The organism is Streptomyces sp. SAI-127 (assembly GCF_029894425.1).
Classification (GTDB): domain Bacteria; phylum Actinomycetota; class Actinomycetes; order Streptomycetales; family Streptomycetaceae; genus Streptomyces.
The window spans coordinates 1,927,314-1,949,813 of sequence record NZ_JARXYJ010000001.1 but is presented as its reverse complement, the minus strand read 5'-3'; the positions used below and the strand labels follow the sequence as shown (position 1 = coordinate 1,949,813).

General features: G+C 71.0%; 24 protein-coding genes and 1 pseudogene. 16 read left to right on the top strand and 9 right to left on the bottom strand.

Annotation, left to right across the window (positions count from 1 at the left end):
* Positions 1-79: 79 nt before the first annotated feature.
* The 4 genes from M2157_RS09245 to M2157_RS09230 form a co-directional block, all read right to left on the bottom strand.
* Positions 80-841 carry an IclR family transcriptional regulator gene (locus tag M2157_RS09245; protein ID WP_280864973.1) on the bottom strand — a complete coding sequence of 254 codons (762 nt, stop codon included), beginning with the start codon at positions 839-841 and terminating at the stop codon, positions 80-82.
* A 351-nt stretch (positions 842-1,192) separates the two neighbouring features.
* A complete protein-coding gene (locus M2157_RS09240; RefSeq protein ID WP_280861333.1) occupies positions 1,193-2,173 on the bottom strand; it encodes an acyl-ACP desaturase in 981 nt (326 codons plus the stop codon).
* Positions 2,174-2,380: 207 nt separating this feature from the next.
* Entirely contained in the window at positions 2,381-3,157 is a 777-nt protein-coding gene (ddaH, locus tag M2157_RS09235) for a dimethylargininase (protein ID WP_280864972.1), read from the bottom strand.
* Between the two features lie 129 nt (positions 3,158-3,286).
* Positions 3,287-3,721 (bottom strand): DUF6194 family protein, encoded by a 435-nt coding sequence (locus tag M2157_RS09230; RefSeq protein ID WP_280863732.1) that lies wholly within the window; start codon positions 3,719-3,721, stop codon positions 3,287-3,289.
* A 51-nt stretch (positions 3,722-3,772) separates the two neighbouring features.
* Between M2157_RS09230 and M2157_RS09225 the strand changes: the two genes are divergently transcribed.
* Positions 3,773-4,489, top strand: coding sequence for a MerR family transcriptional regulator (locus M2157_RS09225; RefSeq protein ID WP_280864971.1), 717 nt, complete (start codon positions 3,773-3,775; stop codon positions 4,487-4,489).
* Here the strand turns inward: M2157_RS09225 and M2157_RS09220 are convergent.
* Positions 4,458-6,080 (bottom strand): ABC-F family ATP-binding cassette domain-containing protein, encoded by a 1,623-nt coding sequence (locus M2157_RS09220; protein ID WP_280864970.1) that lies wholly within the window; start codon positions 6,078-6,080, stop codon positions 4,458-4,460. The genes M2157_RS09225 and M2157_RS09220 overlap by 32 nt on opposite strands.
* A gap of 283 nt (positions 6,081-6,363) precedes the next feature.
* Between M2157_RS09220 and M2157_RS09215 the strand changes: the two genes are divergently transcribed.
* Positions 6,364-7,011, top strand: a complete 648-nt coding sequence (locus tag M2157_RS09215) for a GPP34 family phosphoprotein (protein ID WP_280864969.1) — start codon at positions 6,364-6,366, stop codon at positions 7,009-7,011.
* A 174-nt stretch (positions 7,012-7,185) separates the two neighbouring features.
* Here the strand turns inward: M2157_RS09215 and M2157_RS09210 are convergent, their stop codons facing one another.
* Positions 7,186-7,602, bottom strand: a complete 417-nt coding sequence (locus tag M2157_RS09210) for an SsgA family sporulation/cell division regulator (protein ID WP_266510441.1) — start codon at positions 7,600-7,602, stop codon at positions 7,186-7,188.
* Between the two features lie 242 nt (positions 7,603-7,844).
* Here M2157_RS09210 and M2157_RS09205 point away from each other — a divergent pair, with 242 nt between their 5' ends.
* Together M2157_RS09205 and M2157_RS09200 are read left to right on the top strand one after the other, a co-directional pair.
* Positions 7,845-8,957, top strand: coding sequence for an oxidoreductase (locus tag M2157_RS09205; protein ID WP_280864968.1), 1,113 nt, complete (start codon positions 7,845-7,847; stop codon positions 8,955-8,957).
* A 50-nt stretch (positions 8,958-9,007) separates the two neighbouring features.
* Positions 9,008-9,337 (top strand): plasmid stabilization protein, encoded by a 330-nt coding sequence (locus M2157_RS09200; RefSeq protein ID WP_266510444.1) that lies wholly within the window; start codon positions 9,008-9,010, stop codon positions 9,335-9,337.
* 3 nt (positions 9,338-9,340) lie between these two features.
* On the opposite strand, the gene M2157_RS09195 is transcribed toward M2157_RS09200, so the two are convergent.
* A complete protein-coding gene (locus tag M2157_RS09195) occupies positions 9,341-9,637 on the bottom strand; it encodes a YciI family protein (protein WP_280861328.1) in 297 nt (98 codons plus the stop codon).
* A gap of 41 nt (positions 9,638-9,678) precedes the next feature.
* On the opposite strand from M2157_RS09195, the gene M2157_RS09190 reads away from it, so the two are divergent.
* Positions 9,679-10,368, top strand: coding sequence for an endonuclease V (locus M2157_RS09190; RefSeq protein ID WP_280861327.1), 690 nt, complete (start codon positions 9,679-9,681; stop codon positions 10,366-10,368).
* A gap of 97 nt (positions 10,369-10,465) precedes the next feature.
* On the top strand, positions 10,466-10,624 hold the full coding sequence (locus tag M2157_RS09185; protein WP_086723806.1) for a hypothetical protein: 159 nt from the start codon (positions 10,466-10,468) through the stop codon (positions 10,622-10,624).
* 7 nt (positions 10,625-10,631) lie between these two features.
* On the opposite strand, the gene M2157_RS09180 is transcribed toward M2157_RS09185, so the two are convergent.
* On the bottom strand, positions 10,632-11,810 hold the full coding sequence (locus M2157_RS09180; RefSeq protein ID WP_280864967.1) for a saccharopine dehydrogenase NADP-binding domain-containing protein: 1,179 nt from the start codon (positions 11,808-11,810) through the stop codon (positions 10,632-10,634).
* Positions 11,811-11,900: 90 nt separating this feature from the next.
* Here M2157_RS09180 and M2157_RS09175 point away from each other — a divergent pair, with 90 nt between their 5' ends.
* The 7 genes from M2157_RS09175 to M2157_RS09145 all read left to right on the top strand — a co-directional run bounded on the left by M2157_RS09175 (position 11,901) and on the right by M2157_RS09145 (position 19,013).
* The gene (locus tag M2157_RS09175; protein WP_280864966.1) at positions 11,901-12,293 is read left to right on the top strand and encodes an MmcQ/YjbR family DNA-binding protein; all 393 of its coding nucleotides are present in this window, start codon (positions 11,901-11,903) and stop codon (positions 12,291-12,293) included.
* A gap of 97 nt (positions 12,294-12,390) precedes the next feature.
* Entirely contained in the window at positions 12,391-13,539 is a 1,149-nt protein-coding gene (locus tag M2157_RS09170) for a CaiB/BaiF CoA-transferase family protein (RefSeq protein WP_280864965.1), read from the top strand.
* Positions 13,540-13,549: 10 nt separating this feature from the next.
* Positions 13,550-14,692: an acyl-CoA dehydrogenase family protein gene (locus M2157_RS09165; RefSeq protein WP_280861323.1), complete on the top strand. Its 1,143-nt coding sequence runs from the start codon at positions 13,550-13,552 to the stop codon at positions 14,690-14,692.
* 19 nt (positions 14,693-14,711) lie between these two features.
* The gene (locus M2157_RS09160; RefSeq protein ID WP_280864964.1) at positions 14,712-15,926 is read left to right on the top strand and encodes an acetyl-CoA C-acetyltransferase; all 1,215 of its coding nucleotides are present in this window, start codon (positions 14,712-14,714) and stop codon (positions 15,924-15,926) included.
* 42 nt (positions 15,927-15,968) lie between these two features.
* Entirely contained in the window at positions 15,969-18,146 is a 2,178-nt protein-coding gene (locus M2157_RS09155) for a 3-hydroxyacyl-CoA dehydrogenase NAD-binding domain-containing protein (RefSeq protein ID WP_280864963.1), read from the top strand.
* Positions 18,147-18,408: 262 nt separating this feature from the next.
* A complete protein-coding gene (locus tag M2157_RS09150) occupies positions 18,409-18,789 on the top strand; it encodes a thiamine pyrophosphate-dependent enzyme (protein WP_280864962.1) in 381 nt (126 codons plus the stop codon).
* On the top strand, positions 18,744-19,013 hold the full coding sequence (locus M2157_RS09145) for a thiamine pyrophosphate-dependent enzyme (RefSeq protein ID WP_280868182.1): 270 nt from the start codon (positions 18,744-18,746) through the stop codon (positions 19,011-19,013). The genes M2157_RS09150 and M2157_RS09145 overlap by 46 nt, the downstream gene beginning before the upstream one ends.
* A gap of 40 nt (positions 19,014-19,053) precedes the next feature.
* Here the strand turns inward: M2157_RS09145 and M2157_RS09140 are convergent, their stop codons facing one another.
* The gene (locus M2157_RS09140) at positions 19,054-19,773 is read right to left on the bottom strand and encodes a MerR family transcriptional regulator (protein ID WP_280864961.1); all 720 of its coding nucleotides are present in this window, start codon (positions 19,771-19,773) and stop codon (positions 19,054-19,056) included.
* A gap of 224 nt (positions 19,774-19,997) precedes the next feature.
* Between M2157_RS09140 and M2157_RS09135 the strand changes: the two genes are divergently transcribed.
* The 3 genes and pseudogenes from M2157_RS09135 to M2157_RS09125 all read left to right on the top strand — a co-directional run.
* Positions 19,998-21,464, top strand: a complete 1,467-nt coding sequence (locus M2157_RS09135) for an amino acid permease (protein WP_280861317.1) — start codon at positions 19,998-20,000, stop codon at positions 21,462-21,464.
* 39 nt (positions 21,465-21,503) lie between these two features.
* Entirely contained in the window at positions 21,504-21,986 is a 483-nt protein-coding gene (locus tag M2157_RS09130; protein ID WP_280861316.1) for a macro domain-containing protein, read from the top strand.
* Positions 21,987-22,041: 55 nt separating this feature from the next.
* Positions 22,042-22,482 (top strand): annotated as a pseudogene (locus tag M2157_RS09125) (DUF6766 family protein); the annotation flags it as partial.
* Positions 22,483-22,500: the final 18 nt, after the last annotated feature.

Here is a 22,500-nt window from a genome sequence, read left to right as displayed (position 1 = left end):
TCACCTTGTGCGGGGGCTGCTGAAATGTCTCTTTCATCCAGGAAAGGGGTATGGCTCGGGCGCCACAAGGAGGGGATTTTCAGATAGTGAGCGAGAGACCCCTGGTCACGCGACTCGCGGCCGGGATCAGCCGCGCCAGGATCTCCTCGAGTCGTGAGAGCCGGTCCGCCCGCAGCGAGACGCCGAGCGAGCCGAGTGTGTCCCCGTTGTAGACGGGCACGGCGACACAGACCGTACCGAGGGCGTACTCCTCCAGGTCCGTGACGGCCGGGGCCACGGGTGAGGAGTCGAGTCGCCGGAGCAGTTCCGGAGAGCTGGTGATGGTCCGTGGTGTGAGGTCGGCGAGGGCGTGCCGGGAGAGGTAGTCCTTGCGGGAGGCGTCATCCAGTTCTCGCAGCACGGACTTGCCCAACGCGGTGGCGTGCCCCGCGTCCTCGAATCCCACCCAGAGGTCGACACGGGGTGCCTGGGGGCCGTCGACGATCTCAGCGACCCGAATCTCGCCCTCCTCGTAGAAGGTGAGGTAGGCGGCGGTCGCGAGGTCGTCCCGCAGAGCGGCGAGCGTGGGGCGGACGCGGCCGAGCAAGGCCTGCCCGCGGCTCGTGGTGTGCAGGGTCTGCAGCTTGTCGCCCAGGACGAACCCGCCGTCGTCCAGTTTCCGTATGTATCCGTCGTGGACCAGCGTCCGCAGCAGGTGATAGGCGGTGGCCAGGGGCAGTCCCGTCTCACGTGCCAGTTTCTTCGCCGGCGCACCGTTCTCGTGCGCGCTCACCGCCTCCAGCAGGCGGAGGGCACGCTGCACGGAGGTGATGAGCGTAGGGCCACCTTCGTGAGCACCCATACGACCAGCGTGCGCCGAGCGCACGAGGCAGGCAAGGCACGCGCCCCTTCTCGGCCTGCCGTCGCAGCGACGTGCTGCACGCCATGTGCTTGCGAAGGACGTTGTCCACGGGCAGGGGGTCCGTGCGGCCCGGGCCGCACGGCACGCCCCGCAGCACCGCGCGCCGCATCGTCGGGTCGGCCGAACCGTGCCCGTGCACGGTGGCGTAGGCGGCCCGGCGTTCGTTCGCGGGCGGGCGGTGCGCCGATCCGCCGCCGTACCCGCGCGGCGGCGTCGACGTCGATCAAGCCCGGCAGGAAGCAGGGGGCGGGCGGCCCGCACCGGATATTCGGCGGGCCGGCCGGGCCGGCGTCAGGCCCCCGCCGCGCGCGCCGCCATCCGCGCCTTGCGCGCCGCCAGCTTCTCGTCGAACTTCGACGCCTCCGCGTCCAGGCCGCTCATGTACAGGCCGAGTTCCTCCTGGGCCTTGAGGCCCTCGGGGCCGAGACCGTCGATCTCCAGGACCTTCAGGTAGCGCAGGACGGGCTGGATGACGTCGTCGTGGTGGATGCGCATGTTGTAGATCTCGCCGATCGCCATCTGTGCGGCGGCCCGCTCGAAGCCGGGCATGCCGTGGCCGGGCATCCGGAAGTTCACGATGACGTCGCGCACCGCCATCATCGTCAGGTCGGGCGCCAGCTCGAAGGCCGCCTTCAGCAGGTTCCGGTAGAAGACCATGTGAAGGTTCTCGTCGGTGGCGATGCGGGCCAGCATGCGGTCGCAGACCGGGTCCCCGGACTGGTGGCCGGTGTTGCGGTGCGAGACGCGGGTCGCGAGCTCCTGGAAGGAGACGTAGGCCACCGAGTGCAGCATCGAGTGGCGGTTGTCCGACTCGAAGCCCTCGCTCATGTGGGCCATCCGGAACTGCTCCAGCTGGTCCGGGTCCACCGCGCGCGAGGCGAGCAGATAGTCGCGCATCACGATGCCGTGCCGGCCCTCCTCGGCGGTCCAGCGGTGCACCCAGGTGCCCCAGGCGCCGTCGCGGCCGAAGAGCGAGGCGATCTCGTGGTGGTAGCTGGGGAGGTTGTCCTCCGTGAGGAGGTTCACGACGAGGGCGATCCGGCCGATCTCGGTGACCTTGGACTGGCCCTTCTCCCAGGCCTCGCCGTCCTCGAAGAGACCGGGGAAGTTGCGGCCGTCGCTCCACGGGACGTACTCGTGCGGCATCCAGTCCTTGGTGACCTTCAGATGCCGGTTGAGTTCCGTCTCGACCACTTCCTCCAGCGCGTACAGCAGTCGCGCGTCGGTCCAGGCGGAGGACGGGCTGCCGAGGTGAGGGGAAGTGATCGTCACAGGTACTCCAGGGGGACGCGGCGAACAATTGAGGGGATCGGCGAGCGGCGCCGGTGAACCTACGGAATCGTAGGCTACGAAACCGTAGGTTACGAGACCGTAGGTTAAGCGCGCCGTAAAGACCCCTGATCAGCAGTGTTTCCGGGGCATGACAAGCGGCCCCGGGAGCCGCAGGTCCGGGGCCGTTGGAATGCCGCGCACGCCCGATCAGGCATACAGCTCCCGCAGTCGAACTGAGAGGCACGTCACACAGCCTTCGAGCTTCTCGAACTCGCTGATGTCCACCACGACCGGTTCGAAACCGAGGTCGGTGAGCAGTTCCGCCGTCTTCGGCGCGCTCGCCGCCATGAGCAGCTTGGGGCCGCCGAGCAGGACGACATGGGCCCCGGCCTCCTCGGGCACGGACAGGAAGCGCGGGAAGAGCGCGGGCCGGTCCACCTTGGGGATGTGCCCGATGACGGTGCCGTCGGGCAGCGCGGTGACCGCCGACTTCAGGTGCAGCACCTTGTTCACCGGTACGGCGACGACCTGGGCCCCGAGCGGCTCGAAGGCGGCCCGCAGCTGCTGGACGCCGGCCGCGTTGGTGCGCCCGCCCCGGCCGACGTAGATCGTGTCACCGATCTTCAGCACGTCGCCGCCGTCCAGGGTGCCCGGCTCCCAGATCCAGTTCACCGAGCAGCCCAGGCGCGCCACGGCCTCCTCGACGCCGATGGTCTCCTCGCGCCGGGACTCCGCGCCGGAGCGGGCGATCAGCGCGACGTTCTTGTACATGACCACGGTGTCCTCGACGAACACCGAGTCCGGGCAGTCGTCCTCCGGGTCCACCTCGACGGTCTCCCAGCCGTGCGCGCGCAGGGCCTCGACATACGTCTCCCACTGTTCGAGCGCGAGCTCGACGTCGACCTTCTCCCGCTCGACGTGCGTCACCAGACCTTCGGCGAGGCGCGGGCTGGGGCGGCGGACGAGGGCCTTCTTGCTGGGCACGAGGGAACTCCGTATCGGCGGGACAGGGGCGGCACCCGTGACGGGCGCCGGTCAGCCATCATGCAGCGCCGGTCCGTGTCGACAAAACCCCCGCAGCCAGGCTGTGGCCCTCCTGAGACGCTCCACGGCTCACGAGCGCCGCCGCGCCGCACGCGCGCGTGCCGCCTCGTGGGCCTCGCGCAGCAGGCGTACGACGGTCCCGGTCGTCCGCTCGCCGGGGTTCACGACGCAGATCCAGCCGAGGGGGCCGTAGACCGGGTGCGGCAGCACCATGTCGGCCGCGGCGAGGTCGTACGGCCCCCCGAGGAGTTCCGGAAGCGCCGCACGGCCGACATGGACGTTGACCCGCCAGCGGCCCGGGGGATCGAGGTCGGACGCGCTGTCCTCGGGGTGGTCCTTGGTGACGATCGTGCCGTACGGCTGTGTGGCCCGGGGCATCCGGCCGTCGGGGGCGTAGTAGAAGAACGCGTCGCCCCACGCGATCTCGGGAAAGTCCCCACCGGGCTCCGGGACGACCACGAGCGCCCCGTCGAATTCGCGCACGGTCGCGATGATCTGCTCCATACTCATGGTTCAAGCGTGACCTTCAAGTGCTCATGTGGGGTTGGCCGAACGATGCGCACCGCCGACGTCGCCAGGGAGTCCGGGTACTCGGTGCAGCAGGTGCGCGACCTGGAGCGACTGGGGGTGATCCCGCCGGCCGTACGGTCGGACAACGGCTACCGCTCCTACACGCCGCTCCACGTGCACGCTCTGCGCGCCTACCGCGGACTCGCCGGTGCCGTCGGCCCCGTCGAGGCCCGGCGCCTGCTCGCCGAGCTGCGGACGGCGACGATCGCGGAGGCGGCCGCGGCGGTCGACGGGGTCCACGCCCGGCTCGCGCGGGAACGCGAGGAGGCACTGCGCGCCCAGCAGGCCCTCCAGGGCATCCAGGCCGAAGAGGACGGCCGGGACGACGACTTCATGACCATCACACAGCTCGCGGAGGCGCTCTGCGTACGGTCCTCCACCCTCCGGTTCTGGGAGCAGGAGGGGCTCGTGCTTCCCGAGCGGGTGACCACCCTGCGCGCGCGTCGCTACGGGCCGGCGGCCATCGGGGCCGCACGTGTCGTCGCGGCCCTGCGCGCGGGCGGCTACGGCATCCCGGCCGTACGCGAGGTCATGGGCTCCCTGGACGGCCTCGACGGACTCGAGGACGCCCGGCGCATCCTGCGGGGACGGCTCGACCAGCTCGCCGCCCGGAGCGTGGCGCTGCTCCGGGCGGGCGCGGATCTGGCGGCCGTCGTCACCGCCGTGGACGCTACGCGGGGAACTCCAGGGCCTCGGGAGTGACCTCCCGCAGCTCACCGTCCAGCATCAGCCAGCGCGTGATGCCGATCGACTCCAGGAACGGCAGGTCGTGACTGGCCACGACCAGCGCGCCCTCGTACGACTCCAGGGCCGACGTCAGTTGTCGCACGCTCGCCATGTCGAGGTTGTTCGTCGGCTCGTCGAGCATGAGCAGCTGGGGTGCGGGCTCCGCCAGCATCAGCGCGGCCAGGGCCGCCCGGAAACGTTCACCACCGGACAGCGTCGACGCCTGCTGGTCGGCCCGGGCGCCCCGGAACAGGAAGCGGGCGAGACGGGCCCGCACCCGGTTGTTGGTGGCACCCGGCGCGAACCGGGCCACGTTCTCGGCGACCGACAGCTCGCCGTCGAGGACGTCCAGGCGCTGGGGCAGGAAGCGGAGCGGGACATGGGCCGTCGCCTCGCCCGACACCGGCTCCAGTTCCCCGGCGATCGTGCGCAGCAGCGTCGTCTTGCCCGCGCCGTTGCGCCCGATCAGCGCGACCCGCTCGGGGCCCCGCAGGTCGAGCCCGCCCTTCACCCGTGCGCCGTAGGCGAGTTCCAGGTCCATGAGGGTCAGCACCGTACGGCCCGGCGGCACGGCCGTGTACGGCAGGTCGACGCGGATCTCGTCGTCGTCCCTTACGGCCTCCACCGCCTCGTCGAGCCGGTCCTTGGCCTCGGCGAGTTTCTCCTCGTGCATGATGCGGTGCTTGCCCGCGGACTCCTGTGCCGACCGCTTGCGCGCCCCCATGACGATCTTCGGCTCGCGCTTCTGCTCGAACATCTTCTGGCCGTACCGCTTGCGCCGGGCCAACTTGACCTGGGCGTCGACCAGTTCGCGTTTCTGCTTGCGGAAGTCGGACTCGGCGACACGCACCATCCGCTCCGCCGCGTCCTGTTCGACGGCCAGGGCCTCCTCGTAGGCGGAGAAGTTGCCGCCGTACCAGGTGACCTCCCCGGAGCGCAGATCGGCGATCTGGTCGACCAGGTCGAGGAGTTCGCGGTCGTGGCTGACCACGACCATGACCCCGGGCCAGGAGGCGACGGCCGTGTACAGGCGCCTGCGGGCGTACAGGTCGAGGTTGTTGGTGGGCTCGTCGAGAAGCAGGACGTCCGGGCGGCGCAGCAGCAGCGCGGCCAGCCGCAGCAGCACCGACTCGCCGCCCGAGACCTCGCCGATCCCGCGGTCCAACCCGATGTGGCCGAGCCCGAGTTCGCCGAGGGTGGCCAGGGCCCGTTCCTCCACGTCCCAGTCGTCGCCGACCGTCTCGAAGTGCTCCTCGGCCACGTCGCCCGCCTCGATGGCGTGCAGGGCGGCGCGTTGCGCTGCGATGCCGAGCGCCTCGTCGACCTTCAGGCCGGTGTCGAGCGTGACGTTCTGCGGGAGGTAACCCACCTCGCCCGCCACGCGCACGGCGCCGTCGGCCGGGGTGAGTTCACCGGCGATGAGCTTCAACAGGGTTGATTTTCCCGACCCGTTGACGCCGACGAGACCGGTCCGGCCGGGGCCGAAGGCGATGTCGAGGCCCTCGAAGACGGGGGTGCCGTCGGGCCAGGAGAAAGCGAGCGAGGTGCAGGTGATGGAAGTAGACATACGAGTCTCCGCGGTTGCTCGAAGCGAGAAGGGGCAAACGCGTATCGAGACACCCGCGGCGACGGGGGACGAGAGGAAACCGGAGGGCACGGACAGGGCCCGGCTCGTCGGAACGGCTCGTGTGCCGAGGTCGCACGCAGCGCACACACCTCAGGTGTGTGACACGGTGTCTCAGGACCTCAGACGAGCAACGTCCTTCTCCGATCGACGACAACAGAACCGTTGTACAACGTACGAGGCGGCCGCAGGGCTGTCAACGAGTTAATGCTCCCTAGGAGGCCCCGTGCCCGTCGGCCCGCTCTCCCTGCCGGCCCACCTCTACCTGCTGGCCTGGGACACCTCGAAATCCGAGATCACCGGTGCCACCCAGATCCCCCAATTGGTCCGGGCCGGTGCGCTCACCGAGCTGGCCCAGCGCGGGCTGCTCGTCGACGACGACGGCATCGCCACGCCGGTCGACATGGACGCGTCCACCGGCGACGCCGTCCTGGACGGGCTTCTCGAACTGGTCCGCGAATCCCGGCCGCACCGGTGGCGGTCCTGGGTGACGCTGCACACCCGGATCACCCTGGACGCCGTACGGGAACAACTCGCCGCCGGGGGATGGCTGCGGGCGCGGAAGCGGCGGGCACTCGGGCTCTTTCCCACGGTCGAGTACGACCTGGCGCGCCCGGCCGCGGTGGAGGCGCTCCAGGAAGAGGCGCGGCAGATGCTGCGGGGACCGGTTCCGGCCGTGGACATCTCCGACCGGGACGCGGCCGTCGTCGCGCTCGCGGCCGCCGCCGGGCTGCGGACCCTGCTCGCCCGCAAGGAGTCGCACGACACCCGGGTCGAGGAGCTGATCGAGCGCAGCGGACAGGCGGCCCCGGCGCTGCGGAAGGTCGTCCATGAGCTGCGCGGGGCGGTGGCGGCGGCCTCGGCCGGGACCTGAACACCGGCGTGGCCCCAGCGGGGGAGGACCTCACGCACCCTGGAGCCCTGGAGCGGGCCGCCGCCTACCTCACCTCGGGTGCCGACGGGATCTTCGTCCCCGGGGCCGTCGACCCGGGGACCGTCGAACTGCTCGTCGACACGGCGAGCTCGACGCCCTCCTCGGTGGCCCGCCTCAGTAGGCGTCCCGCATCAGCTCCGCCAGGTCGTGGTCGAGGTCGAGCTGGAGGTGCTCCAGGCCGGTCGGCACCAGGTCGTTCGTCGCCTCCAGGAACCGGCGCAGCTCACCCGTGCGCACATGCACGACGGCGGTGCCCTCGGGGGCGTGGAACTCGAGAACGGTGCGGTCGTAGCCGTAGGGCCGCACCCGGACGTCGCCGTGGCCATCGGGCTCGTGCAGGCCGGTGCTGAGCAGATCGCGGCTGAAGGTCCAGCAGACCTCGACCCCCTCCAGGGTGGCCGGGGCGGGGAAGGTCATACGGACCGCGAACGGATCGCAGCGGTCGTAGTGCAGTGTGGCGGGAATGCTCGGCATCCGCGGTGCCGCGGCGACGAGACGGGCCTCGACGGGCTGCTCGATGACGGTGGACAACGCCTTGCTCCCTTGTGACGGCTGGTGGGGCTTCGGGGTGAGGACGGGCACTGGAAGAGACGACGGAATGAGCCAATCCGTGTACACGAAAGTCGAGTGACCTCTGTCACCGTCTTCATGCACAGGTGTGACTCAGTCCTCTTCCCGTGCCCCGAGGGGCACTTGTGGCAACCCCCGCACCACAGGGCGGACGGCCGAGGGCATCTGGACGGCACCCGGAGCGTGGACTAGCTTCGCCCGCCATGAGGCGCTTGGGGAACACGCGAGGCAAGAGACGCACGGGCCTGACGGGCCGGACCATCGCCGTGGGGGTGGCCTGTGCGGCGGCGCTGGCCGCCCTGGCCGCCGTACCGGCCGAGGCGCACGGTCCCGACGGCCGCACTCCGCACTGGGAGCTCAAGGACAGCGGCACCCCCGAGGTGCGGTTCCGCGGTCTGTCGGCCGTCAGCCGGGACACCGCCTGGCTGGCCGGCACCCAGGGCACCGTGCTGCGCACCACCGACGGCGGGGCCAGCTGGCGAAACGTCTCGCCGCCCGGTGCCGCCGAACTCCAGTTCCGCGACATCGAGTCCTTCGACGCGCGCCGGGCCGTGGTCCTGGCCATCGGAGAGGGCGAGGCGTCCCGCCTGTACCGCACCGACGACGGCGGCGCGACCTGGACCGAGTCCTTCCGCAACACCGACGCCAAGGCCTTCTACGACTGCCTCACCTTCTTCGACCCCCGCCACGGCCTCGCCATGAGCGACCCGGTGGACGGGAAGTTCCGCATCCTGTCGACCTCCGACGGCGGCCGCTCCTGGAAGGTGCTGCCGAACACCGGCATGCCGGCCGCGCTCGACGGCGAGGCCGGCTTCGCGGCGAGCGGGCAGTGCCTGGTCAGTTCCGGGCCGCGCGACGTCTGGCTGGCCACCGGCGGGGCGGCACGCGCGCGTGTACTGCACTCCGCCGACCGGGGGCTGACCTGGACGGCCTCCGACACGCCGATCCCGGCGGGCGACCCGGCCAAGGGTGTCTTCGCGCTCGCCTTCCGCGACCGCGCGCACGGACTCGCGGTCGGCGGCGACTACCGGCCCGACCAGAGCTCTCCGCAGGCCGCCGCCCGGACCGGCGACGGAGGCGCCGCCTGGCGGCCCGCCGCAGTGCCGGTGAACGGCTACCGCTCCGGAGTGGCCTGGCTCCCGCACAGCCGCACCGCCGCCCTCGCGGTCGGCCCGACCGGCACCGACCTCACCAGGGACGGCGGCCGGACCTGGCGGACCGTCGACACCAGCTCGTACGACACCGTGGACTGCACGGTCGACGGCGGCTGCTGGGCTGCCGGGGAGAAGGGGCGGGTGGCTCGTCTGGAGGGCTGAGTGGCGGAATGTGGGTACCCGGTCGCCGACGGCGAAAGGAGTGATCCCCCATGCCAGCCGGTTCTAGCTCCAAGCGCGAGCGTCAGTACGAGCACATCAAGGAGAGCGCCCAGGACCGGGGCGAGAGCACCGGACGGGCCAAGGAGATCGCGGCGCGGACGGTCAACAAGGAACGCGCCCGGTCCGGCGAGTCCAAGACCGCCAGCCGTACCTCGACCCAGGACATGTCCTCGGGCAAGCGGGGCGGCCAGCGGTCCGGCAAGGGCTCCCAGGGTCCGACCTACGACCAGCTCTACGAGGAGGCCAAACGCAAGGGCGTCAAGGGCCGTTCGGACATGAACAAGAGCGAGCTCCAGCGTGCCCTGGGCGGCAAGAGCTGACGCTCAGCCGAGGGTCTCGCGGTACTCCTCCAGCGCGGGGGCCGTCTTCGTCGCGGCGAACTCGGTGACGCGGTACGCGCACACCCCGGCCGTGACGAACGGGTCACCCGCGACGATCTCCTGGATCCGCGCGCGGTCCTCCGCGACGGCGATGATCACCCCGCCGTCGCGGGGGTTCTTTCGCCCGGACGCCAGGAAGACGCCTCGCTCGTACTGCTCGTCCAGCCAGGCGACATGCGCCGGCAGCACGGCGTCCACGGCATCGAGCGGGGCGGTGTAGGTCAGCTCCAGTACGAACATGATCGCGAGCGTACGCGCTTCGCCGTACCCTCGTCCCCACCATGACGACCGTAGACATTCCCGCGGGCTGGCCCGCGACCGAGGAGCAGGCCCGCGCGGTCCAGGACGAGTTGAGGGCGAGGACGGTCCTCGACGAGCCCGGTCCGCCGCCCGGCACCGGCCATGTCACCGGGGTAGACGTGGCCTACGACGACGCACGGGACGTCGTCGCGGCGGCGGCCGTGGTGCTGGACGCGGCGACCCTTGACGTCGTCGCCGAGGCCACGGCCGTCGGGCGGATCTCCTTCCCGTACGTCCCCGGCCTGCTCGCCTTCCGGGAGATCCCCACGGTCCTGGCCGCCCTCGGCGCCCTGCCGGGTCCGCCCGGCCTGGTCGTGTGCGACGGCTACGGCCTCGCCCATCCCCGCCGCTTCGGCCTCGCGAGCCACCTGGGCGTGCTCACCGGTCTGCCGACGATCGGCGTCGCCAAGAACCCGTTCGTCTTCACCTACGACGATCCCGGCGCCCGGCGTGGCGCGTGGGCGCCGCTGCTGGCGGACGCGGAGGAGGTGGGCCGGGCCCTGCGGACCCGCGAGGCCGTGAAGCCGGTCTTCGTCTCGGTCGGACACCGGGTGAGCCTCGACAACGCCTGCGCGCACACCCTCGCCCTCACGCCGGCGTACCGGCTCCCGGAGACGACCCGCAGGGCGGACGCGCTGTGCCGGAAGGCGCTGCGGGAGGCGACCGCCTGAGCGCTCTCCAGGAGGGGGCCGAGGAGGGGGACTGAGTACGTCGTCTGAGTATCTGTACGGATGTGCGCGCCCCGGTGTGATCGGCAGGCTGTCCCGCATGACGACGCACCGCATGACCCACCGTTCTCCCAAGCCCCTCGCCGACCCGAACCGGCCCGTCGAGCGCGCGGTCACCGCCGCGCTGGTCCTCGGTGTGCTCGCGGGACTCGGCTGGATCGCGGGGATGATCTACACCGTGGCGGGTTGGTCCTTCTGACGCGGGCTCACCGGCTCGACGCCACCCGGAAGGTGATGCCGGCCCGTTGCAGCCGCTCGATCAGCGCGTCCCCCATCGCCACGGCCGTCGTGACCTGACCGGCGGTCTCCGGCAGGTCGTCGAAGGCCAGGGACAGCGCCGACTCGGCGAACATCTTCGCCGTCTCGTCGTATCCGGGATCGCCGCCCGCGACCTCGGTGAACACCCGTCGGCCGCCGCCCTCGCCGACGAAGCGCACGGTGAACCAGCTCCTGGCCCGTTTCTCGGGGCTCGGCCCGTCGCCCGGCTTGACCCGGTCGGACAGCCAGCGGCGCGCGGGCGGCACCTGCGCCGCCGCGAACAGCGCGCCCACGGCCGCGACCCCGCCCACCGCCATGGGCAGCCGCCGTACCGCCGCGTAGTGGCGGTAGCGGAAGTCGGGGCCGTAGCGCTCGAGGGCCTTCGCGGAGCGGCGGACGATCTGTGCGTCGATGGTCGGCAGCGGCAGGGCCCAGGCGCCGATCTCCTGGGCGTACCGCGGGGTTCCGGTCGGCGCGGTGGCCCGTCGGCCCACCAGGCGCGGCTCGTGGCGTCCGCGGTCCCGGGCGGCGGCGATCATCTGCCGGCCGCGCGCGAACTGGTTCAACGCCGAGGCGAACGTTCCGCCGGAGAAGGTGGCGTCGGCGGTCACGAACCCGTCGACGGTCAGTGGCACGCCCTCCGGCAGCTGCCGGACCGTGAAGTACGCCCCCAGGTCGTGCGGGATCGAGTCGAACCCACACGCGTGCACCAACCGTGCGCCCGTCTCACGCGCGCGTGCGTCGTGCCGGACGTACATCAGGTCCACGAACTCCGGCTCGCCCGAGAGGTCGAGATAGTCCGTACCCGCGTCCGCGCAGGCGGCGACGAGCTCCTCGCCGTACGTCAGATAGGGGCCGACCGTGGTGGCGACCACGCGCGCGTGCCCGGCGAGGGCGCGCAGCGACTCCGGGTCCGAGACGTCGGCCGTGAGCACCTCGACGTCCGTGCCCTTGTGCAGCTTCTCGCGCAGCGCGCGGAGCTTGTCCTCGCTGCGGCCGGCGATCGCCCAGCGCAGATCCTCCGGGCCGTGTGCGGCGAGGTACTCCGCGGTGAGCGCTCCCGCGAAGCTGGTCGCTCCGAAGAGCACGATGTCGTAGGGACGGTCCGCCCTTTTCAGCCTGCTCATGACACTCCTGGATGCCGCCGCGCGCCGTTGTCGGTGGCCGAGGCTAGCGTGAAGAGTGCGGAGCCCGACGACGAGACCGGAGGTGGGACGGTGGCCGTGCCCAGAAATGCCCTGAAGACGTGGGAGAAAGTGCGCGAGTTCGCGCTGGGGCTGCCGGGTGCCGCGGAGGAGTTCCCCTGGGGCGAGACCGTCGCCAAGGTCAACAAGAAGGTCTTCGTCTTCCTGGGAGTGAGCGACGGCAGCTACCCGATGGGCGTCACGGTGAAGCTCAAGGACGCGGAGGCCCACGCCCACGCACTGACCTCCCCGGGCGCCGAGCCCGCCGGATACGGCCTGGGCAAGGCCGGCTGGGTGCGTGTCCCGCTCGCGGAGAAGGGCTCCCCGGCGGCGGACCTGCTGTGCGACTGGGTCGAGGAGAGCTACCGCGCGATCGCGCCGAAACGGCTGACAACGGAGCTCGACACCCGGCGACCGGGCCCATAATTGGCTAAGCGCTTGCTCGCCCAGGTCTTGTGTCCACTGGAACGCGTTCATAGCATCACTGGTGTTACATCAGTTGTGTCACGCCAATGGGGGCTGGATGACAACGGCAACGACGCCCGGGCCCGGCCCGCTCGCCGGCGTACGCGTGATCGAGCTGGCCGGTATCGGGCCCGGCCCGTTCGCCGCCATGCTCCTCGCCGACCTGGGGGCAGACGTCGTCCACGTGTCCCGCCCGGGCGGCGTCTCCCTGTCGATCAACCCCGCCTACGACCTCACCAACCGCAACAAACGCTCGGTGGTCGTCGATCTCAAGGCCCCCGACGGCCCCGCGCGCGTGCTCGACCTCGCCGCCCGCGCCGACATCCTGATCGAGGGCAACCGCCCCGGAGTCGCCGAGCGCCTCGGGGTCGGCCCCGAGGACTGCCACGCGCGCAACCCCGCCCTCGTCTACGGCCGGATGACCGGCTGGGGACAGGAAGGGCCGCTCGCCCAGCGCGCCGGGCACGACATCGCGTACATCGCGCTCACCGGCACCCTCGGCATGATCGGCGAACCGGGCCGGCCCCCCGCCGTCCCCGCCAACCTCCTCGGCGACTACGCGGGCGGCTCCCTGTACCTCGTCGTCGGCGTCCTCGCCGCCCTGCACCACGCGCGCGCGACCGGCACCGGCCAGGTCGTCGACGCCGCCATCGTCGACGGCACCTCCCACCTCGCCGCGATGATCCACGCCATGACCGCCGCCGGCGGCTGGCAGGACCGGCGCGGCGCCAACCTCCTGGACGGCGGCTGCCCGTACTACGGCACCTACGAGACCGCCGACGGCAAGTACATGGCGGTGGGCGCGCTGGAGCCGCAGTTCTACGACCTGTTCCTGGACCTGCTCGGCCTGCCGGACTTCGAGGACGCCCGCAAGGACTGGACCCGCTGGGGCGAACTGCGCGAGGCGGTCACCGCCCGCTTCAAGTCCCGTACGAGAGACGAGTGGACGGCCGTCTTCGAGGGCACCGACGCGTGCGTGGCGCCCGTCCTGTCGCTGCGCGAGGCCCCGCACCACCCGCACCTCGCCGCCCGCGGCACCTTCACCGACCACGGCGGCATCACCCAGCCCGCGCCCGCGCCCCGCTTCTCGGCGACCCCCACGGCCGTACGCACGGGGCCCGTCACGGCCGGCGCCGACACCGCGGACGTGGCACGCGACTGGGACGTACCGGATCTTTTGAAAGGCCCGAATGAAAGGCCCGAATGAAAGGCCCCGAATGAAGCGGCAGCTCTTCGCCCCCGAGCACGACGCGTTCCGCGAGACCGTGCGCGCCTTCCTGGCCAGGGAGGTCCTGCCGCACTACGAGCAGTGGGAGAAGGACGGCATCGTCTCGCGCGAGGCCTGGCGGGCGGCCGGCAAGCAGGGCCTGCTCGGGCTCGCCGTGCCCGAGGAGTTCGGGGGCGGCGGCACCACCGACTTCCGCTACGCCACCGTCCTGGCCGAGGAGTTCACGCGCGCGGGTGCTCCCGGCCTCGCCCTGGGGCTGCACAACGACGTCATCGGCCCGTACCTCACCGGCCTCGCCACCGAGGAGCAGAAGCGCCGCTGGCTGCCCGGCTTCTGTGACGGTTCGCTCGTCACCGCCATCGCCATGACCGAGCCCGGCGCGGGCTCCGACCTCCAGGGCATCCGCACGCACGCGCAGGACCGGGGCGACCACTGGCTGCTGAACGGCTCCAAGACGTTCATCTCCAACGGGATCATCGCCGACCTGGTGATCGTGGTCGCCAGGACGACGCCCGAGGGCGGGGCCCGCGGGCTGTCGCTGCTGGTCGTCGAGCGCGGCACGGAGGGTTTCGAGCGCGGCCGCAACCTCGACAAGATCGGCCAGAAGGCCCAGGACACGGCCGAGTTGTTCTTCCACGACGTACGCGTGCCGAAGGAGAACCTCCTCGGCGAGCGCGACGGCGCCTTCGGGCACCTGATGACCAACCTCGCCCAGGAGCGCCTGAGCATCGCCGTCTCCGCGATCGCCGCCGCCGAACACCTCCTGGAGATCACCACCGAGTACGTCAAGGAGCGCGAGGCCTTCGGACGGCCGCTCGCCACCAAGCAGCACATCCGGTTCGAGATAGCCGAGATGGCCACGGAGTGCGCGGTCACGCGGACGTTCGTCGACCGTTGCGTCGAGGACCACTCCGACGGGGGACTGGACGCCGTCCACGCCTCCATGGCCAAGTGGTGGGCGACCGAGCTCCAGAAGCGGGTCGCCGACCGCTGTCTCCAACTGCATGGCGGGTACGGCTACATGAGCGAGTACCCGGTCGCCAAGGCCTTCACCGACGGCCGTATCCAGACCATCTACGGCGGCACGACCGAGATCATGAAAGAGATCATCGGCCGTTCCCTCCTGAGCTGACTCTCCCGAAAGGCTTCCCGTGAGCACCGAAGCGTACGTGTACGACGCGATCCGCACCCCGCGCGGCCGCGGCAAGGCGAACGGCGCCCTGCACGGCACCAAGCCCATCGACCTGGTCATCGGACTCATCCACGAGATCCGCACCCGCTTCCCGGACCTGGACCCGGCCGCGGTCGACGACATCGTGCTCGGCGTCGTCGGCCCGGTCGGCGACCAGGGCTCCGACATCGCCCGGATCGCCGCCGTCGCCGCCGGGTTGCCGGACACGGTCGCGGGCGTACAGGAGAACCGCTTCTGTGCCTCGGGCCTGGAGGCCGTCAACATGGCGGCCGCCAAGGTGCGTTCAGGCTGGGAGGACCTGGTCCTCGCGGGCGGCGTCGAGTCGATGTCCCGGGTGCCGATGGCCTCCGACGGCGGCGCCTGGTTCAACGATCCGATGACCAACCTGGCCGTCAACTTCGTGCCGCAGGGCATCGGCGCCGACCTGATCGCCACGATCGAGGGATTCTCCCGCCGTGACGTCGACGAGTACGCGGCCCTCTCGCAGGAGCGCGCGGCCACGGCCTGGAAGGAGGGCCGCTTCGACCGGTCCGTCGTCCCGGTGAAGGACCGCGCGGGCCTGACCGTCCTCGACCACGACGAGCACCTGCGGCCGGGCACGACCGCCGACTCCCTCGGCAAGCTCAAGCCGTCCTTCGCGGACATCGGCGACCTCGGCGGCTTCGACGCCGTGGCCCTGCAGAAGTACCACTGGGTCGAGAAGATCGACCACGTCCACCACGCGGGCAACTCCTCCGGCATCGTGGACGGCGCCTCGCTGGTCGCGATCGGCTCCCAGGAGGTCGGCGAGCGCTACGGCCTCACCCCCCGCGCGCGGATCGTGTCCGCGGCGGTCTCCGGGTCCGAACCCACCATCATGCTCACCGGCCCCGCGCCCGCCACCCGCAAGGCACTCGCCAAGGCCGGGCTGACCATCGACGACATCGACCTGGTCGAGATCAACGAGGCCTTCGCGGCGGTCGTCCTGCGCTTCGTGCGGGACATGGGCCTGTCACTGGACAAGGTCAACGTCAACGGCGGCGCGATCGCGCTCGGCCACCCGCTCGGTGCCACCGGCGCCATGATCCTGGGCAGCCTGATCGACGAACTGGAGCGCCAGGACAAGCGGTACGGCCTCGCGACCCTCTGTGTGGGCGGTGGCATGGGCATCGCCACCATCGTCGAGCGCATCTGACCCCCTCCCACGGACACGACGGATCACACGGAGCACTTCCACATGAGCACTCAGTCCACGACCATCCGCTGGGAACAGGACCGCACCGGCGTCGTCACCCTCGTCATCGACGACCCCGACCAGTCCGCGAACACCATGAACCAGGCGTTCCGCGACTCCCTCGCGGTGATCACCGACCGCCTGGAGGCCGAGAAGGACACCGTCCGCGGTGTCATCATCACCTCCGCCAAGAAGACCTTCTTCGCGGGCGGCGACCTGCGCGACCTCATCCGCGTCACGCCCGAAACCGCGCAGGAACTCCTCGACGGCGGCCTCGCGATCAAGCGCGACCTGCGCCGCATCGAGACCCTGGGCAAGCCGGTCGTCGCCGCGATCAACGGCGCGGCCCTGGGCGGCGGTTACGAGATCGCCCTCGCCTGCCACCACCGCATCGCCCTCGACGCACCCGGCTCCAAGATCGGCTGCCCCGAGGTCACCCTCGGCCTGCTCCCCGGGGGCGGCGGAGTCGTCCGTACGGTCCGTCTCCTGGGCATCGCCGACGCCCTCCTGAAGGTCCTGCTCCAGGGCACCCAGTACGCCCCGCAGCGCGCCCTCCAGAACGGCCTGGTCGACGACGTGGCCACCACGCAGGACGAACTCCTGGCCAAGGCCCGCGCCTTCATCGACGCCCACCCCGAGTCGCAGCAGCCCTGGGACAAGCCGGGCTACCGCATCCCCGGCGGCACGCCCGCCCACCCGAAGTTCGCGGCGAACCTCCCCGCCTTCCCGGCGACCCTCCGCAAGCAGACCAACGGCGCGCCCTACCCGGCCCCGCGCAACATCCTCGCGGCAGCGGTGGAAGGCGCCCAGGTCGACTTCGAGACGGCACAGGTCATCGAGGCGCGCTACTTCGTCGAGCTGGCCGCCGGTCAGACGTCCAAGAACATGATCCAGGCGTTCTTCTTCGACCTCCAGGCGGTGAACTCCGGCGCGAACCGCCCCAAGGGCGTGGCACCCCGGCAGGTCCGCAAGGTGGCCGTACTCGGCGCCGGGATGATGGGCGCGGGCATCGCGTACTCGTGCGCCCGCGCGGGCATCGACGTGGTCCTGAAGGACGTGTCCCCGCAGGCGGCGGCCAAGGGCAAGGCCTACTCGGAGAAGCTCTGCGCGAAGGCGGTCTCCCGCGGCCGGACGACCCAGGAGAAGGCGGACGCGCTCCTGGCCCGCATCACTGCGACGGCGGACCCGCAGGACCTGGCCGGCTGCGACGCGGTCATCGAGGCCGTCTTCGAGGACTCCTTGCTGAAGCACAAGGTCTTCCAGGAGATCCAGCACATCGTCGAGCCGGACGCGCTGCTCTGCTCCAACACCTCGACCCTGCCGATCACGGCGCTGGCCGAGGGCGTGGAGCGCCAGACGGACTTCATCGGCCTGCACTTCTTCTCCCCGGTCGACAAGATGCCGCTGGTCGAGATCATCAAGGGGGAGAGGACGGGCGAGGAGGCGCTGGCCCGTGCCTTCGACCTGGTCCGGCAGATCAAGAAGACGCCGATCGTCGTGAACGACTCCCGCGGCTTCTTCACCTCCCGCGTCATCGGCCACTTCCTCAACGAGGGTGTGGCCATGGTCGGCGAGGGCATCGAGCCCGCGTCGATCGAGCAGGCGGCGGCCCAGGCGGGCTACCCGGCGAAGGTCCTGTCCCTGATGGACGAGCTGACGCTCACGCTCCTGCGCAAGATCCGCAAGGAGACGAAGCAGGCGGTGGAGGAGTCGGGCGGAACCTGGACACCCCACCCCGCGGAGGCGGTCATCGACCGCATGGTCGACGAGTTCGGCCGCCCGGGCCGCAGCGGGGGCGGCGGCTTCTACGACTACGGCGACGACGGCAGGCGCACGTCCCTGTGGCCGGGCCTGCGTGAGCACTTCACGCGCGCGGGTTCGGAGATCCCCTTCAGGGACATGCAGGAACGCATGCTCTTCTCCGAGGCCCTGGACACGGTCAAACTCCTGGAGGAGGGGGTGCTGACCTCGGTCGCCGACGCCAACATCGGTTCCATCTTCGGCATCGGCTTCCCCGGCTGGACGGGCGGGGTCCTGCAGTACATCAACGGCTACGAGGGCGGCCTCCCGGGCTTCGTGGCCCGCGCACGTGAACTGGCGGAGCGGTACGGAGAGCGGTTCACACCGCCGGCGTTGCTGGTGGCGAAGGCGGAGAACGGGGAGCGCTTCGGGGACCAGTGACGCGGACGCCATGAACGCCGGGCGGGCGACCGCGGCTCGCCCGGCGTTCGGGGGTGGGCGACTGCGGCTCGCCCGGCGGTAGGGGCGGGTGACTCAGCCCGTCCCACCGCGTCTCCGGGCGCATCCGTACGGGCTGGGACATGCGCGGCTCTCGCGCCGACGGGATTCGTACGGCTGAGCGACCGCCCCCTTGCCCGCACCCCCGGACCCGACGCTGGCTTGCGAGCCGGTCGCGCCTCAACTCCCGCCACGAGGAGCCCTCATGGGTCACCGTCCCGCCCTCGCCGTCCTGGACATCCTCCGCGACGAGGGCGTGGACCGCGCCGCCTACTCCCCGGCCCCACTCGCTCCCTGGGCCGCGGCCCACGCCGTGGCGAGCGGTCTGCCTCCGGACGCCGTGGTCGTCGAGGAGGCCATCACCGTCGGCCGCCTGCTCCGCAGGCACGTACGACTGGAAAACCCCGGCAGCTACATCCACACCGTCGGTGGCGGCCTCGGCTGGGGCATCGGCACCGCCGTGGGCCGCTCCCTCGCCGACCCGACCCGCCCCGTCGTCGCCGTCCTGGGCCAGGCGGCACCCTCTTCGGCCTCCAGGGCCTGTGGAGCGCGGCCCGCCAGAACACCCCCGTCCTGTTCGTCGTGATGAACAACGGCGTCTACCGCACGCTCCAGGACACCTACCGGGCGATGGGCGTCCAGGGCACCTGCCCCGGCACCGAACTGGGCCCCCTCGACTTCACCCCGGCCGCCCGCTTCTTCGGCGTCGACGCGATCCGGGCCGACAGCGCCGACCATGTCAAAGAACTGGTGGCCGGAGCGAGCGACCTCACCGGGCCGCTGCTCGTCGACGTACCGCTGCGGCCGTAGCCGAAGTCCGCGCGCCCGCACCGGACAGACCCTCAACGGGTCAGGAGCCTCCGCCCACCTCTGACGTCCACTCCCGCAGCTCCTCCTTGAGGGACCGCTGAAAGGTCGTCAACAGCGCCTGCACGACCAGGGGTTCCATGTGCGCGGACAGTGACTTCACGTCCTGCGCGTCGCGTTGGGCCACCTCGCCCCGGAACAGCTGCGACAACTCGTGCGCGGCGGCCCGGGAGTGCTCGATGAGCACCTTGCGCGAGGCCAGGATCGCCTCCAGCGACAGCGGGACGTCGAGCAGTCCGACACCGAGCCGCAGCAGGCCCAGGTCGACGCGGTAGCCGTCGCCGTCCGGCCGTACGACGTCCATCGCGGCGAGCCGTTCCAGGTCGTCGTCGCTCAGCGCCCGTCCCGCCCGCCGCCGGAGCTCCTCGCGCGTCACCAGCTCCACGGCGTCGGGGGCCCAGGAGGCCACCACGGCCCGGTGGATCGCGAGGTCATGGGGGCTCAGGTCGGCCGGCAGCTGCTGCATGTAGCGTTCGATCGCCGCCAGGGTCATGCCCTGGTGCTGGAGCTCCTCGATCAGAGCGAGGCGGGCGAGGTGCTCGCGGCCGTAGTGACCGACCCTGCGCGGACCGATCGCCGGCGGCGGCAGCAGACCTCGCGTGCCGTAGAAACGGACCGTGCGGACCGTGACCCCCGCCCGCGCGGCCAGCTCGTCGACGGTGAGGGTCGGTTCCTCGGCGTCGGTTGAGGTGTCGGTCGTCATGTGGAGCAGTATCGCTGTCTCACCATTGCTGTGACACCTGTTGCTGTGACACCTGTTCCGACAACCTCCAGATGTCTGCCTCTGTGACGTCCGCCACCGTGTGCGGGGCCGCCTCCCGGGAAGGCGAGCCCTCGGCCTGTGCCCTTGACCGAAGGGGTACGGGCCGACGCACGTCCGCAGACCCGAGCGAGACCCGCCGGGGCGCACCAGAGAGTGGAACCACCGTGAGCAAGGACGCCGTGCACTCGGCACAGGCCGCCTCCCGCACCGACGTGGCCCGGGTGCCCGCCGACGCGGGCGACGCCGGCTACAGCAAGGACCTCAAGGCCCGCCACGTCAACATGATCGCCATCGGCGGCGCGATCGGCACCGGTCTCTTCTTGGGCGCCGGAGGGCGCCTCCACACCGCGGGCCCGGCGCTGGCGCTGGCCTACCTGGTCTGCGGCGTCTTCGCCTTCTTCGTCGTCCGTGCCCTGGGCGAGCTGGTCCTGTACCGGCCCTCCTCGGGGTCCTTCGTGTCGTACGCGCGCGAGTTCCTCGGCGAGAAGGGGGCCTACGTCGCGGGCTGGATGTACTTCCTGAACTGGTCGACGACCGGCATCGCCGACATCACCGCGATCGCGCTCTACACGCACTACTGGAGCCTGTTCACCGACATCCCCCAGTGGACGCTGGCCCTGATCGCGCTGGCCGTGGTCCTCGCCGTGAACCTGATCTCGGTGAAGATCTTCGGCGAGATGGAGTTCTGGTTCGCGATCATCAAGGTCGCCACGCTCGTCGGCTTCATGCTGATCGGCATCTTCCTGCTGGCCACCCGGCACGAGGTGGGTGGCGGGACACCCGGCCCGAGCGTGATCACCGACAACGGCGGTGTCCTCCCGCACGGCGCGATGCCGGTCGTCCTCGTCATGCAGGGCGTGATCTTCGCGTACGCCGCACTCGAGCTGGTCGGGGTCGCGGCGGGGGAGACGGCGGAACCGGAGAAGGTCGTCCCGCGCGCGGTGAACTCGATCATGTGGCGGGTGGGCCTGTTCTACGTCGGCTCGGTCGTCCTCCTGGCCCTGCTCCTGCCGGGTTCGGTCTACTCGGCCGACGAGAGCCCCTTCGTCACGGTCCTGTCGAAGATCGGCATCCCGGCGGCAGGTGACGTGATGAACCTGGTGGTCCTGACGGCGGCGATGTCCTCGCTGAACTCGGGCCTGTACTCCACCGGCCGCATCCTGCGCTCCATGGCGACGGCGGGCTCGGCCCCGAGGTTCACGGCCCGCATGAACCGCAGCCAGGTCCCCTACGGCGGCATCCTGCTCACCTGCGCGGTCTGCGTCCTCGGTGTCGGCCTGAACTACCTCATGCCGAGCCAGGCCTTCGAGATCGTGCTGAACGTCGCCTCCCTCGGCGTCATCAGCACCTGGGTGATCATCATGGTCTGTCACCTGGTCTTCGTCCGCCGCGCCCGGGCGGGTCTGCTCACCCGCCCCTCTTTCCGCCTGCCCTTCAGCCCGGCCACGGAGATCACCACGATCGCCTTCCTCCTGGCCTGCCTGGGCATGATGTGGAACGACCCCGAGGTCGGCCGCAGGACCCTCCTGCTGATCCCGGTGATCGCGGCACTCCTGGTGGGCGGCTGGTTCGGCATCCGCCGCAGGGTCGAACGCACCACAGACCGCGAACTGACCGACCTCACGGACTGACGAGGCGCCACTGTCAGTGGCGCCCTCTACGGTGACGTCATGGGGGAGATCAAGTACATCCGAGGCGACGCCACCGCTCCGTCGGTGAAGGGCACCAAGCTGATCGCGCACGTCTGCAACGACATCGGGGGCTGGGGCAAGGGCTTCGTCGTCGCGGTGTCGCACAGATGGCCCGAACCGGAGGCCGCCTACCGCGCCTGGCACCGGGGGCGCGCGTCGAACGACTTCGGGCTGGGGGCCGCGCAGTTCGTGCAGGTCGAGCCATATGTATGGGTGGCCAACATGATCGGGCAGCGGGGGATACGGAGGGGCAGCAAGGGTGTCCCGGTCCGCTACGAGGCGATCGACCAGGCCCTGGGGCGGCTGGCCGACAAAGCCGCGGAACTCGGCGCCTCGGTGCACATGCCACGGATAGGGTGCGGGCTGGCCGGAGGAAAATGGTCCCGCGTGGAGCCGCTGATCGACGAGCGGCTGGCGAAGCGGGGTGTCGCCGTCACCGTGTACGACCACGGGGAGGACTGACGTGAGCCGGGACATCGATGTGCTCGTGCTCGGCGGGGCCGGGGAATACACCGCGACCGTCTGGCTCCTCCAGCGGGGCTCTCCGGAGTCGAAGGAGATGCACAAAGCGGGAACGGAGTCCGACCGGGACCAGCGGGTCGGCCGGTACGCCCACCGCGACTCCCCCGGATGGGCCGGTGCCGGCGGACTGCGCCAGGCGCTCTACTCCCACTCCCTCGGACTGGTCATGGGCACCATCTTCGTCCTGTCCTGGCTGGCCCAGTCGATCAGCGGCGTCGCCGCCTACAACGAGGAACAGCTCCGCCGGCCCCAGGCCCCCATGAGCTGGGACAGCTCCATAGGGTCGGCGGACTTCTGGAGCCGCACCCCTCAGAACTGGCAGTCCGAGCTCCTCGCGGTGGCCTCCATGGCCATCCTGTCCGTCTACCTCAGACAGCGCGGCTCGCCGGAATCCAAGCCGGTCGGGGCGCCCCACACCTCGACAGGGGTCGAAGGACAGGACCGCCCCGACACC